The sequence below is a fragment of the Shewanella rhizosphaerae genome, from assembly GCF_019457655.1.
Lineage (GTDB): Bacteria > Pseudomonadota > Gammaproteobacteria > Enterobacterales > Shewanellaceae > Shewanella > Shewanella loihica.
Genome location: NZ_CP080420.1, coordinates 3,499,135 through 3,512,073, shown reverse-complemented (window position 1 = coordinate 3,512,073; position 12,939 = coordinate 3,499,135). Strand labels below are relative to the sequence as shown.

At 54.0% G+C, this 12,939-nt stretch carries 9 protein-coding genes and 1 tRNA gene; 6 read left to right on the top strand and 4 right to left on the bottom strand.

All coding sequences use genetic code 11. The features are described from left to right. Window positions 1–22: 22 nt before the first annotated feature. Entirely contained in the window at window positions 23–976 is a 954-nt protein-coding gene (lhpI, locus tag K0I63_RS15340; RefSeq protein WP_220081572.1) for a bifunctional Delta(1)-pyrroline-2-carboxylate/Delta(1)-piperideine-2-carboxylate reductase, read from the bottom strand. Window positions 977–1,237: 261 nt separating this feature from the next. Here lhpI and K0I63_RS15335 point away from each other — a divergent pair, with 261 nt between their 5' ends. Beyond that, window positions 1,238–3,100 carry a methyl-accepting chemotaxis protein gene (locus tag K0I63_RS15335; protein WP_220081571.1) on the top strand — a complete coding sequence of 621 codons (1,863 nt, stop codon included), beginning with the start codon at window positions 1,238–1,240 and terminating at the stop codon, window positions 3,098–3,100. A gap of 131 nt (window positions 3,101–3,231) precedes the next feature. Next, a complete protein-coding gene (locus K0I63_RS15330) occupies window positions 3,232–4,812 on the top strand; it encodes a sensor domain-containing diguanylate cyclase (protein ID WP_220072099.1) in 1,581 nt (526 codons plus the stop codon). Window position 4,813: 1 nt separating this feature from the next. On the opposite strand, the gene K0I63_RS15325 is transcribed toward K0I63_RS15330, so the two are convergent. From K0I63_RS15325 to K0I63_RS15315, 3 genes are all read right to left on the bottom strand, one after another. After that, window positions 4,814–6,439 (bottom strand): methyl-accepting chemotaxis protein, encoded by a 1,626-nt coding sequence (locus tag K0I63_RS15325; protein ID WP_220081570.1) that lies wholly within the window; start codon window positions 6,437–6,439, stop codon window positions 4,814–4,816. A gap of 155 nt (window positions 6,440–6,594) precedes the next feature. After that, a tRNA-Phe gene (locus K0I63_RS15320) sits at window positions 6,595–6,670 on the bottom strand. Between the two features lie 399 nt (window positions 6,671–7,069). Further along, window positions 7,070–7,828, bottom strand: a complete 759-nt coding sequence (locus K0I63_RS15315) for an outer membrane protein assembly factor BamD (RefSeq protein WP_220043147.1) — start codon at window positions 7,826–7,828, stop codon at window positions 7,070–7,072. Window positions 7,829–7,951: 123 nt separating this feature from the next. Between K0I63_RS15315 and rluD the strand changes: the two genes are divergently transcribed. From rluD to K0I63_RS15295, 4 genes are all read left to right on the top strand, one after another. Then, window positions 7,952–8,923: a 23S rRNA pseudouridine(1911/1915/1917) synthase RluD gene (rluD, locus tag K0I63_RS15310; RefSeq protein ID WP_011866747.1), complete on the top strand. Its 972-nt coding sequence runs from the start codon at window positions 7,952–7,954 to the stop codon at window positions 8,921–8,923. Continuing rightward, complete coding sequence (pgeF, locus tag K0I63_RS15305; RefSeq protein ID WP_220081569.1) at window positions 8,923–9,642, top strand: peptidoglycan editing factor PgeF; 720 nt, start codon at window positions 8,923–8,925, stop codon at window positions 9,640–9,642. The genes rluD and pgeF overlap by 1 nt, the downstream gene beginning before the upstream one ends. Before the next feature lie 114 nt (window positions 9,643–9,756). Continuing rightward, a complete protein-coding gene (gene clpB, locus K0I63_RS15300; RefSeq protein ID WP_220081568.1) occupies window positions 9,757–12,330 on the top strand; it encodes an ATP-dependent chaperone ClpB in 2,574 nt (857 codons plus the stop codon). Between the two features lie 146 nt (window positions 12,331–12,476). Further along, window positions 12,477–12,794 (top strand): hypothetical protein, encoded by a 318-nt coding sequence (locus K0I63_RS15295; protein ID WP_220072096.1) that lies wholly within the window; start codon window positions 12,477–12,479, stop codon window positions 12,792–12,794. Window positions 12,795–12,939: the final 145 nt, after the last annotated feature.

Genomic DNA, 12,939 nt, shown 5'->3' with positions numbered 1-12,939 from the left:
TTAGCCGCCCCATGGTGTCATCTTATAAGCGTAAGGCCTGTTTTTCATATACTAGCTGGGCACCCACCAGATCCGCAAGCGCGGTGCCGACCGATTTAAATAGGGTAATGCCTTGCTCGTCTTGGCGACCAGGTATGTCACCGCGACAAAGATCCGCGAGTTCGCCCTTGACCTGGGACAGCTCAAACACGCCTTCCGACACAGGGATCAGCAGCTCGCCCGCCTCGGCGAAGACATTGACCTTGGCATCCACATAAACCTCGGCCTTGACGACCAGCTCGCTGTCGCATTCGCGTCTGTCATGATTGTGGTTGCCCACCAAGTCCACATGGCTGCCGGGCGCGACCCAGGCGGAATCGAAGAGTGGCGCTGGCGCTCCGGTGGCGCAGCTGATGATGTCGGCCGCGGCGACGGCCTTTGGCAGATCCTCACAGGCCTTCACTTCTATCTGCGGCGCGGCGGCCTGGATAGCGCTGATGGTCTTATCAACCTTATCCGGCGAGCGGCCCCATACTGCTATAGTTTTTAGCTGCCTCACGCTGGCATGCGCCAATGCCATAAAGGTCGCCAGCCGTCCTGTACCAAACAGCAGCAGATGCTTGGCATCAGACCGCGACAGATACTGGCTCGCCAGCGCTGAGATTGCTGCCGTGCGCCAGTAGGTGACGCTAGTGCCATCGACCAGGGCCTGGGGCTCACCGGTTTCACGGTTAAAGATCAAAATCTTGGAGTAGAGGCTCTCAAGTTCGGGAGACTTCTTGGGATTGCCGGGAAAATAGGTGAAGGCCTTCACCGCTATGGTCTTCTGGTTCCAGGCCGGCAATACGGCAAAGGCATCGCTGTGACTGCTGTCGTCTAACGGAAAGACTTGGCGCTGGGGCATTCCGGCGGGCTGGGCAAAGGTGTCTCTTAGGGCGGCGGTGAGACTGGGGAAGTCCAGTGCCTGGTGCACCGCTTCAGCATCGATAACTTGCATAGTACCTCCTATTTATTTTGGGATATTGTATGCAGTTTGTGATTGAATTGAAAGCTGGGCCATATACTTAAAGCTGATGGTGGATTTTTTTTAGTCAATCGAGCTCGGCAAGCGGCTGAATTATTAATAATTCATTAAAGATGAATGTATGTAAGTCGATAGTTACTATACTCAATATTGGAATCAAATTTGGCATTCCAAGGTGTTAATTGTCGTTGAAGACAAGTAAAGCAATAACTTCAACAAAAAGGATCTCCCCCTATGCTCATTCGTCACAAATTACTCGTTAGCGCAGCAGTCTCTATCTGTTCTGTGATAGCGATGTTTGGTCTGCAGCGCTTTTCGGCGGCAAAGCTGGATGATTTGTCCCATGCTGCACAACAAGTTATCGAACTTGAAAAGGATGTTTTGAGTTTACGTCGAGATGAAAAAGACTTCTTTGCCCGTTTGGATCTGGCCTATCTAGATAAGCACAAGACGCAGGCGAGAGAGTTAGACGAGAAGATGGTTAGCCTGGGAGCCATCTTCGATCGGCATGATATCTCCCAGAGCGATCTGCAGGCCTTTAGGCAGAACCTGACCCGTTACGAGTCTATCTTTGCCGAGATTGCCGAGCTGCAAAAGCAGATTGGCCTGCATCCTAAGGATGGGCTCTATGGTGCGCTGCGCAGTGCGGTACATAACGTAGAGACCCTGGTGAAGGAGAAGAGCGAGCCCGAGCTGATGGTGACCATGTTGCAGCTACGCCGCAACGAGAAGGATTTTATGCTCAGGCGCGCCATGAGTTATCTGGATAAGTTTAATGGCAACTTGGCGCTGTTGAGACAGCAAGTTTCTGGCGCCATGTTAAGCGATTCGGTCAAAGGTGAACTTAATGCCCTGATCGACGATTATGAGAAGAACTTCAAGGCCCTGGTCAGCAAAGAGCAGGAGCTGGGGTTGGACAAAGACAGTGGCAGCATGGCGAGCCTGCGAGATAGTATCGCCTCTGCAGAGAAATCTTTAGTGCAGCTTAAGGCACAATCCATGGACGCGATTAGCGATGCTGAGAGCGCAACTGTTACCATCAGTATCGTTGTTTTTATCCTAATTACTCTGGTTTTAATCGGTTTCACTCTGGCGATCATTCGCAGCATCATGGAGCCTGTGCAGCGGATCAGCGATGCGATCTCCCGCATCGAGGCAACCAAAGATCTAACCCTGAGATGCGATACTAAGGTGGATGACGAAATTGGCCAGATAGCTCGTCATTTTAATAGCATGGTGGAGTCGTTTCAGTCGCTGATCCGAGAGGTGCTGACCTCGGTCGAGGTGGTGAATCACTCCTGTCAGGAGCTGTCGGAGAACTCGATGCGCGCCTCGGAAGGGGTAGGGCGTCAGCTTAACGAGACCGACATGGTGGCGACCGCGATCACCGAGATGGGCGCGACCATAGATGAGATTGCCAGCAATACCGAGCTGGCGGCAGAGCGGGCCGGCAATACCCATGATAATGCTCAGCAAGGCCAGGTCGGCGTCGAGCACACCATAGAGAAGATCCAGGCATTGGCGGCGCAGCTGACCGACTCGGCTCAGGTGGTCTCCGAGCTTGAGAAAGACAGCGAGACCATAGGCAGCGTGTTGGATGTGATCCGAGGCATCGCAGAACAGACCAACCTATTGGCGCTAAATGCCGCCATCGAGGCCGCCAGGGCCGGCGAGCAGGGCAGAGGCTTTGCCGTGGTCGCCGATGAGGTGAGAAGTCTGGCGATGCGTACCCAGGAGTCGACCGAAGAGATCGCCGGTATCATTCAGACACTGCAGTCTCGGACCCGTTCTATCGTGCAGCTGATGGAAGCGACCCAAAGGCAAGGCATTGAGAGTGCCGATCAGGCGGCGAGTGCCGGCGCCCTGCTGGAGCAGATCAATGCCGATGTCACCAACATCATGGATATGAGCACGCAAATCGCCGCGGCCATCGAGGAGCAGAGCATGGTGGCCTCCGAGGTGAACAAGAATGTGGTGGTGATCCGCGACATCGCCGCCGAGTCGGCCCAGGCGGCGGATGAAAACGCCAAGGCCTCCGACGATGTGAAGGCGCGCACCCAGGTTCTCTATCAGGCGGTGAGTCTGTTTAAGATTTAGGCGGTTGATTTAGAAAGGGGGCTTAGGCCCCTTTTTTTTTGAAATTTATTTGTGAAATGCTGGGTTTATACTCAAATTCTGTCGTCGGGTCGACTAAGCTAGTCTAGAGTGCAGGACAAAGAGAGTGGTCGATGCGATTAAATCACTTCCTAAATATTTTAGCCCTAGGGCTCTTGCTGCTGTCATTTCTGACCGCAAGCGGCATCTATTACCTCATCTACCTGCCAAGAATTGAAGAGCAAGTGATCTCAAGGCAAGACAGAGATCTGCAGGCGGTCCAAAAGGGGATCGCCTACGCCCAAAAAAACCTGGACACCCTCTGCTACGACTACGCCATCTGGGATGATATGGTGAGCTTTGTCGATAATGTATCGCCTGAGTTTGTGACCAAGAATTTGTTTGATAACGCCTTTGAGGCGGCCAATGTCGATGGTTTCTATGTGTTTAACCGCCAAAATCAGCTGGTGTGGCAATATCGAAGTGGCGCCGATTTTGACTCGCAGCAGCTGCCCTTAGGCAAGGTTGGTGTGGCAGGCAAGCTTCTCCCCTCAAAGGTGGAGATGGATGCAGGGAAGCCTTCGGTGCGCAGCGGTCTGCTGCGCATGGGATCTAGGGTGGTCTATTTCAGCAATGTCACCGTCTTGCCCAGTAACGGCGAGGGAGAGGTGGCGGGTAGCTTGCTGACAGTACGTAACGTAAGTCAGGCGATTCATGAGGAGATAGAGCAGTTTAGCCTGATCAAGTTCGATCTCGAGGTGCTGGCTAAACCTGAGCTTTCCGGTGAGACCTCGCTGGGCTTTAGAGAGACACCTAAGGTGGATGAGATCGCTGCCCAGCATTCTTGGTATCTGCATGATGCGCTTAACGTGCCTTCCCTCAAGATCACTGTGATCCACGACCGGAACCTTATCCCCTCTATCTTTACCGTAGAGTCAATCCTGATGTTTTTAAGCGTCCTGGTGATGTCCTACATCGCCATCGTCCCCTTCTCGGCGCTGGTGGTCCGGCCGCTGCGGGTCGCCAACGCCGTGCTGGATAAGATGGCCCACAGAGGTGTGTTACTCACCATGCCTACGGGTTGGGCGATCACCGAGGTGGCTAAGCTGACCGAGTCTTTCAATCTGGTGGTGGAAAAGTTGGAGCGGCATCAAAACTATCTGGAATCTCTCTCTTTTAACGATCCCCTGACAGGCATCGCCAATCGCCGCAGCCTGGAGGTGTTCGCCGAGCGTGCTCATAAACAGTGGCGCGAGGGTAAGGGTGCGATTGGCTTCATCATGCTGGATATCGATTTCTTCAAGCCCTATAACGACACGGTCGGGCATCAGAGTGGCGACCAGGCCCTGATCAAGGTGGCCCAGGCCCTGATGCTTGAGTGTCGTCGCCGTGGCGAGCTAGTTACCCGTTATGGCGGCGAAGAGTTTTGTGTGGTGATCCACGGCGATAACCTGGCGCAGATGGAGCTGCTGGCCAGGCGCATGCTGCAAAGGGTGCGGGACCTCAACATCTATCACCAAGCCTCGCCCTACGAGATCATTACCGTCAGCATGGGCGCCGTGCTCTACGACGGCTATCATCCCGAGTTTGCCGATGACGACTGGCAGCATATGGTCAAGTTGGCCGACGAGCAGCTCTATCAGGCAAAAGAGAGCGGGCGAAATAACTTGCAGATACTGCATCGCAAGGTGAGCCCGCTCTTCGTGGTCGGCTGAGTCAGAGCCTGAAGGTGGTGACCTGTTGCCGCATCGAGTCGGCCAGTGAGGTGAGCTGAGCGATTGAGTGACCCAGCTCTAAGGCAGATTCCGTTGACTGGCTGGCGATATCGCTGATGGCGATAATGCTGCGGTTAATGCTCTCGGCGACACTGCTCTGCTCCTCCGCCGCCGTGGCGATATGGGTGTTCATCTCTGTGATGTTGTCGACCGAGGCGACTATCTCCTGCAACGCTTCCCCCGCCTTGTTGGTTTGTTGATTGGCATCATCCACCTGTTTAATGCCCACATCCATGGCGGTGACCGCCTCGTTCACCCCGCTCTGCAGCGTCTCTATCATGGTCTCGATCTCCTGGGTCGCCTCCTGGGTGCGCTGGGCGAGGGAGCGAACCTCGTCGGCGACCACGGCAAAGCCGCGCCCCTGCTCACCGGCCCTGGCAGCCTCGATAGCGGCGTTGAGGGCCAGCAGGTTGGTCTGCTCGGCAATCCCCTTGATGACGCTCAGTACGCTGCCGATATGTTGGCTCTCGTGTGACAGGTGGGTGATCACCTCTGAGGTGCTCTGGATCTGCATCGACAGCGCCTGCATGCTGCTAATCGACAGCTGGACGATATCATTACCGTTGGCGGCGAATCGGTCGGCATTTCTGGCCGAGTCGGCGGCGGCCGTGGTGCTTTGCGCTACCTCGTTGACCGTTGCCGTCATTTCATTCATGGCCGTGGCGGTCTGCTCTGTCTCCGCCTGTTGCTGTTGAATGCGGGCATTGGAGATCTGGGTGAACTCGTTGAGGGCTAACGCCGAGTCACTGACGCTGTTGGCCGCCTCGGCAACGCCTTTGAGGATGCCGCGCAGGTGGCGAAAGACATCGTTGAGCCCGGTGGAGATCAGCCCCAGCTCGTCCTTGTTCAGTTGCTCGAAGGTGACAGTGAGATCTGAGTCTTGCTGTATGGTATGTAGCTGAGTGCGTATGTGGTTGATGGGTTTCATCACGCTGCGGTTGATCCAGACGCCAAGCACTATACTGGCAATGGCGGCCACCAGGGTGATGAGCATAAAGAGGGAGATAGAGGACTCGTAGATCTCGGCGACCCTGTCTTTCTCTTCGCCGGCGACCTTGAGCTGCAGGCTGATCAGCTCGGCGATGGTGCCGCTGATGGGATCGATCACCCGGTAGAGTGGGATAATCTCCTCCCGCAGCTGGCCGGCAATGTTACCTGACTTACCCCCGAGCAGCTGTTCCAGATGGGTGATACGCTGGTTGGCCGGAACAAACAGGCGCTCGGCCTCATCGACCAAGCGTTTCTCATCCGTGGTGAGTTCGGTGGCGACGTATTGGCGCCACTTGCTGTCTATGTTGTTGCTTGCTTCCTGCAGGGCTTGATTGGCCTGTTCGGCGCTGAACTCACCGGCATTGGCCTTGTTGATGGCATCAATGACAAATACCGCGTAATCGTCGGCGATCACCTTGAGATCTTCTAGCGGAACGACTCTGTCGTTATAGATGGTGACGACACCTTTCTCTATATTATTCATCATGTTGATTGCTAAGATGCAGATACAGATGAGGAGCGAGAGGGGGAGTAAGATGCCGAAAGCCATCTTGTGCTTGATTTGAATATTGTTCATATAGATACCCAAATGAAGGAGTAAATAGCAGAAAGCTAAAACTTATGACGTATCTATAGGTATAGCAAAAGATTGAAATGGGTAAGATGAATAGAAACAAAAAAGCCTCGCAGTGCGAGGCTTTTTTGTGTGGTGCGCTAGGCACCCTCAGAATATGGTGCCCGAACCCGGAATCGAACCAGGGACACGAGGATTTTCAATCCTCTGCTCTACCGACTGAGCTATTCGGGCGACGGGGTGCATTAAAAGGCTTTTGCGCATTTGAGTCAACACATTTTTGCAAAAACTTTGTTTCTCACGCTTGTTTGGATAACTTTTACCCGAAACGTCGATTTTTAGATCAAATGTCGCTGTAAGACCTCAGGGAGGAGTGAGAAAGGACGTGGACTGGGGAGTTAGTTCTTGGTCGTTTATCTCGGTGAAATCTGACTGCTTATAGGCGGAATGGATGGTTATTTCGATAATAACGGACAAGGTGTAACAACCGATAAGGTGTAATGGTAATTTGTGCCGACAGTTGGGCCATGTGGTGGGTAAGAGGCTAGATAGCGAGTAAGAGGCTCCCGAGATAAAAACAGATCAAAAAAAGCCCCGCAGTTGCGGGGCCTCTTAATTCAATTATTGCCAGGCTTACTTGAGCATATCGTTGTTAGGGAAGTTGCTCTGCATCACCATTAGTACGTGATCTTTCAGCTTCTGCTGGCCGAGTTCCTCGTAGGCGGTTGCCATGATCTCTAGGGCGCGCTCGGTAGCAGGAGTACCCGGGTAGGTTTCCAGCACTGTCTGGGCACGCACTGCTGCGGCGCTCCAGGCATTCATCTTGATGTAGTATTCCGCAACCGTGACGGCGTACTTGGCCAGGCGGTTTTTCAGGAACTGCATGCGTTTTTGCGCATCGGCGGCATACTTGCTGTTAGGATATTGCTTGATCAAACGATCGAAGTCTTTGAAGGCGTCCTGGGCGGCCTTGGGATCTCGGTCGGTTCTGTCGATGTTGAGCATGTCGTGGAACATATAGTTGTCCGACTGCATGTTCACCAGGCCACGCATATAGTAGACATAGTCGATATCTTTATGTGTGGGGTTGAGGCGAATGAAGCGATCGATATTGGCAATGCCTGACGCCGAATCGTCCAGTTTGTAGTATGCGTAGATCAGGTCTAACTGCACCTGAGTCTTGTGTGGACCGAAGGGATAACGAGAGTCTAGGGCCTCCAAAGAGCGCACCGCTTTACTATAGTTACCCAGTTCCATAGAGGTTCTGGCTTGAGAATAGAGGACTTCGGGGGAAGATTTGCTCAGTTCAATATCATCTTCGGGTTTACTACTACACGCCGCTAAGGCCAATGACAACAAGGCGATAGCTGCGCCTTTAGCAAAATTATGCATACTTGAATTCGATTCTTTGTAAGTTGTTGTTTAAGAATTTTTCCATTTCACGATAAAATAGAAACAATCCGATTGTAACAGATAGCACTTTATTTTGGACCCCAAAACGCGGGTACGGTTCCTATGACACAAGAGATTAATCTAAAAAGCGAGATCACAGCAACACAAACCGGGCAGAGATTAGACCAAACCTTGGCCGAGTTGTTCCCTGATTACTCCCGTACACGTATTAAAGAGTGGATTCAGGCTGGTGCCGTCTACGTCGATGGTATGGTGCAGACTAAGCCGAGAGAAAAGGTACTCGAAGGCCAGGAAATTGAGATCGAAGCCACTCTTAAGGAAGAGATCAAGGCAGAGGCTCAGGCGATCGATCTGGATATCGTCTACGAAGATGACCATATTATCGTGATCAACAAACAGGCGGGTCTGGTGGTTCATCCGGGAGCGGGCAACAGCGACGGCACCCTGATGAACGCGCTGCTGCACCATTGCCCCGAGATTGAGCTCGTCCCTAGGGCGGGTATCGTGCATCGTCTCGATAAGGACACCACGGGCTTGATGGTGGTGGCCAAGACGGTCGAGGCCCAGACCCATCTGGTTGCAGCCCTGCAGGCCCGCGAGATCACCCGTGAATATGAGGCGATCGTGAGTGGCACCATGACGGCCGGCGGCGTGGTGGATGAGCCGATTGCGCGTCACCCAACCAAGCGTACCCATATGGCGGTGCATCATAGTGGCCGCCCCTCTGTGACCCACTACCGTGTGGCAGAGAAGTTCCGCGCCCATACCCGTCTGCGTCTGCGTCTGGAAACCGGTCGTACCCACCAGATCAGGGTGCACATGGCGCATATAGGTCACATCTTGGTGGGGGATCCCGTCTATGGTGGTCGTCCTCGTCCACCGAAGAAGGCGACACCTGAATTGATGGAGGCGCTGAACGGCTTTAAGCGTCAGGCGCTGCATGCGGTGCGCCTCGAGCTGGCACACCCCTTCACCTGTGAGATCATGAGCTGGCAGGCGCCAATCCCAGAAGATATGGTGGCCTTGACCCGCGCCCTGCGTGACGACACTAAGGCTCATCCGGTGGAATATTAATGCTGCCTCAAGACTGGTTCATTCCCCTTGGCGTGAAGCTGGCTTTTAGCCGGCGTCAGGGCGGTGTGAGCCAGGCTCCCTTCGATAGTCTCAATCTTGGTGACCATGTCGGGGATGATCCCGAGCATGTTCGCCAAAATCGTCTGCTTGCGGCTCAGGCCTTGGGCATGTCTGGTAAGCCAGCCTGGCTGCAGCAAGTTCATGGTATTGAGCTGGTAAACCTGGATCTGGACACTAACCGTGTCGCCGATGGTAGCTTCAGCCGCAGTGGCGAGCATACGTGTGTGGTGATGACCGCCGACTGTCTGCCTGTGCTTATCTGCGATCGCGCGGCGACTCAGGTGGCGGCGGTGCACGCCGGTTGGCGCGGCTTGTGTAACGGCATAGTCGAGGCCGCTATCGCCGAGTTCGATGCGCCCGCCGATGAGCTACTCGTCTATCTTGGCCCCTGTATCGGCCCCAAGGCCTTCGAGGTTGGGGCGGAAGTCAGGGCGCAGTTTATCGCCCAGCATGCCGAAACAGATGCCTTTTTTACCCCGAGAGGCGATAAGTTTTTGACCGACCTGCAAGGGATCGCTCGTTACCGGGCAGAGCGTCTCGGCATCGCTTCCGTCTATCAACTGACACACTGCACCTATAGCATGAGCGCAGATTATTTCTCCTACCGCCGCGAGGCAAAAACCGGGCGCATGGCCTCATTTATCTGGCTGGAAAAATAGCGCAAATTTTCAGCAATTTTTTCCTTGTTGCTTGAATCCTCCTAAAAAGTCCCCATTTATACTGGTAACAAAGCACTGAAGGTTTCCTTCATTCGTTAATTTTTAGGAGGCTGTATGCGACTCGATCGTATGACGAACAAATTCCAGATAGCAATCTCCGATGCTCAGTCATTAGCGTTGGGGCGTGACCATCAGTTTATTGAGCCGATCCATCTGATGATGGCGCTGCTTAATCAAGATGGTGGTTCAATTCATCCACTGTTGACCCAGGCCGGGATCTCGGTCAGCACTTTGCGTTCCGCCCTGAGCCAGGAGCTCGAACGTTTACCGCAAATTGAGGGCACGGGCGGCGATGTGCAGCTCTCGCAGGCACTGATTCGTCTGCTGAACCTGTGTGACAAGCTGGCGCAAAAGCGCAAAGACAAATATATCTCCAGCGAACTCTTCGTGCTGGCCGCCCTCGAGGGGAGCGATGCGTTGGCGCAGTGCCTGAAGAAATCTGGCGCTACCAAGGAGCTGCTGGAGAAGACGATAGAAGAGGTGCGTCTTGGCAAGAATGTCGACGACCCTAATGCCGAAGATCAGCGCCAAGCGCTGAAGAAGTTTACCGTGGATCTCACCGAGCGCGCCGAGCAGGGCAAGCTAGACCCAGTGATCGGTCGTGATGATGAGATCCGTCGTACCATCCAGGTGCTGCAACGCCGCAGCAAGAATAACCCTGTGCTCATCGGTGAGCCGGGTGTGGGTAAGACGGCCATCGTCGAAGGGCTGGCCCAACGCATCATCAATGGCGAGGTGCCTGAGGGGATCAAGAATAAGCGGGTATTGTCACTCGACTTGGGCGCCCTGGTAGCCGGGGCCAAGTATCGCGGTGAGTTTGAGGAACGTCTCAAGGCGGTGCTCAATGAGCTGGCTCAGGAAGAGGGGCAGGTGATCCTCTTCATCGACGAGCTACATACAATGGTGGGCGCCGGTAAGAGCGATGGCGCCATGGATGCGGGGAATATGCTCAAGCCTGCCTTGGCCAGGGGCGACCTGCACTGCGTAGGTGCGACTACCTTAGATGAGTATCGTCAATATATCGAGAAAGATGCCGCCCTCGAGCGACGTTTTCAGAAGGTGCTGGTGGATGAGCCGAGTGTCGAAGACACCATCGCCATCCTGCGCGGCCTGAAAGAGCGTTATGAGCTGCACCACCATGTGGAGATCACAGATCCCGCTATCGTGGCGGCGGCCAGCATGTCGCATCGTTATATCTCTGACAGGAAGCTGCCCGATAAGGCGATCGATCTTATCGATGAGGCGGCGTCCAGTATTCGTATGCAGATAGACTCTAAGCCAGAGCCGCTGGATAGATTAGAGCGCCGCACCATACAGCTGAAGCTGGAGGAGCAGGCCCTAAGCAAGGAGAGTGACGAGGCGAGTCTGCGTCGACTATCCACCTTGCGTAGCGAGCTTGCCGAGGTCGAGGCCAAGGCGGCCGAACTTAATGAAGTATGGCATACCGAGAAGGCTGCGCTGGCGGGCACTCAGCATATCAAGGCAGATCTCGAGCAGGCCCGCATGGATCTTGAGGTGGCCAGACGTGCAGGGGATCTGACGCGCATGTCTGAGCTGCAATATGGCCGTATTCCAGAGCTGGAGAAACAGCTGGATCTGGCCGCTCAGGCAGAGATGCAGGATATGACGCTGCTGCGCAACAAGGTTTCCGATGTGGAGATCGCCGAGGTGCTGTCTAAGGCGACCGGTATCCCTGTATCTAAGATGCTCGAAGGGGAGAAAGAGAAGCTGCTGCACATGGAAGAGGCGCTGCATACCCGGGTGATTGGCCAGAACGAGGCCGTGGATGCGGTGGCCAATGCCATTCGCCGTAGCCGCGCTGGCCTTGCGGATCCGAATCGTCCTATCGGTTCCTTCCTCTTCCTCGGTCCTACCGGTGTGGGTAAGACCGAGCTGTGTAAGTCGCTGGCGAAGTTCCTGTTCGATACCGAAGCGGCCATGGTGCGGATCGATATGTCCGAGTTTATGGAGAAGCATTCGGTGTCGCGTCTGGTAGGGGCGCCTCCAGGCTATGTTGGCTATGAAGAGGGCGGTTATCTGACCGAGGCGGTGAGACGTAAGCCTTATTCGGTGATCCTGCTCGATGAGGTGGAAAAGGCTCATCCCGATGTGTTCAACATACTGTTGCAGGTGCTGGACGACGGTCGTCTGACCGATGGCCAGGGACGCACGGTCGATTTTCGTAATACCGTGGTGATCATGACCTCTAACCTGGGCTCAGATGTGATTCAGGAGCGTTTCGGTATCGCCAGTTATGCCGAGATGAAGAGCGAGGTAATGAATGTGGTGACCCACAGCTTCAGACCCGAGTTCCTCAACCGAATCGATGAAAGCGTGGTCTTCCATCCGCTTGAGTCTGAACATATCGCCCATATCGCGCAGATCCAGATAGACAATCTGAAGGCGCGACTAGCGGAGAAAGACTTTGAGCTTGAGGTGAGTGACGATGCCTTAGCCTTGATTGCTCAGGCCGGATTCGATCCCGTCTATGGTGCAAGGCCGCTGAAACGCGCCCTGCAGCAAGAGGTGGAAAATCCACTGGCTCAGAAACTCTTGAGTGGTGAGCTGTTACCTGGCGCGCCCATCAAGGTCGAAGCCGCGGGTGGCGAACTCGCCTTCCATCAATAAGCCTTAGCCTTATGCAAGAAGCCCAAACCTAGGTTTGGGCTTTTTTTATCACTGGTATCAGATTGCTTTTGGCTATTATTTGCACTAGCTTGCAAAGGGTGAGATCTCTTCCTAATTTAAGTTTTTATACTGTGAAGGAGTACTGGATGAAAGCAAGGTTAGCAGTTATAGCATCTCTGGCCGTGTTGATGACGGCCTGTAGCTCAGCACCAATGCAAAGCAGTGGCCCGGCCTTTGTCGGCGTCGGCAGTGTCGATTATGACAGCCTCTATCACTATGGTTACAACACGGGATGCCGCAGCGCCGGTTACTTGAAGCAAAACCCAGGCGCCGATACCTTAGAAGGAATGAAAGATAAAGTGTTGGATGGTTTGAGCGAGTTTGATAAAGGCTGGGACGCCGGTACTCAGGCCTGTCAGGATGGGGTGAGCCGTTCTATGTATACGGTGAAAGCGAGCGGCTAGATTCGGTCGGTTAAGGCTTTTTGGACGGTAAACCTAAAAACAAGAAGCGACAACCAGATTCATTTTGGTTGTCGCTTCTCTATTTCTTCTCTACTTTTTTACTTCTCTATAATAGAGGAGTCGCAGCCAGGCGGGCTGTGTATAT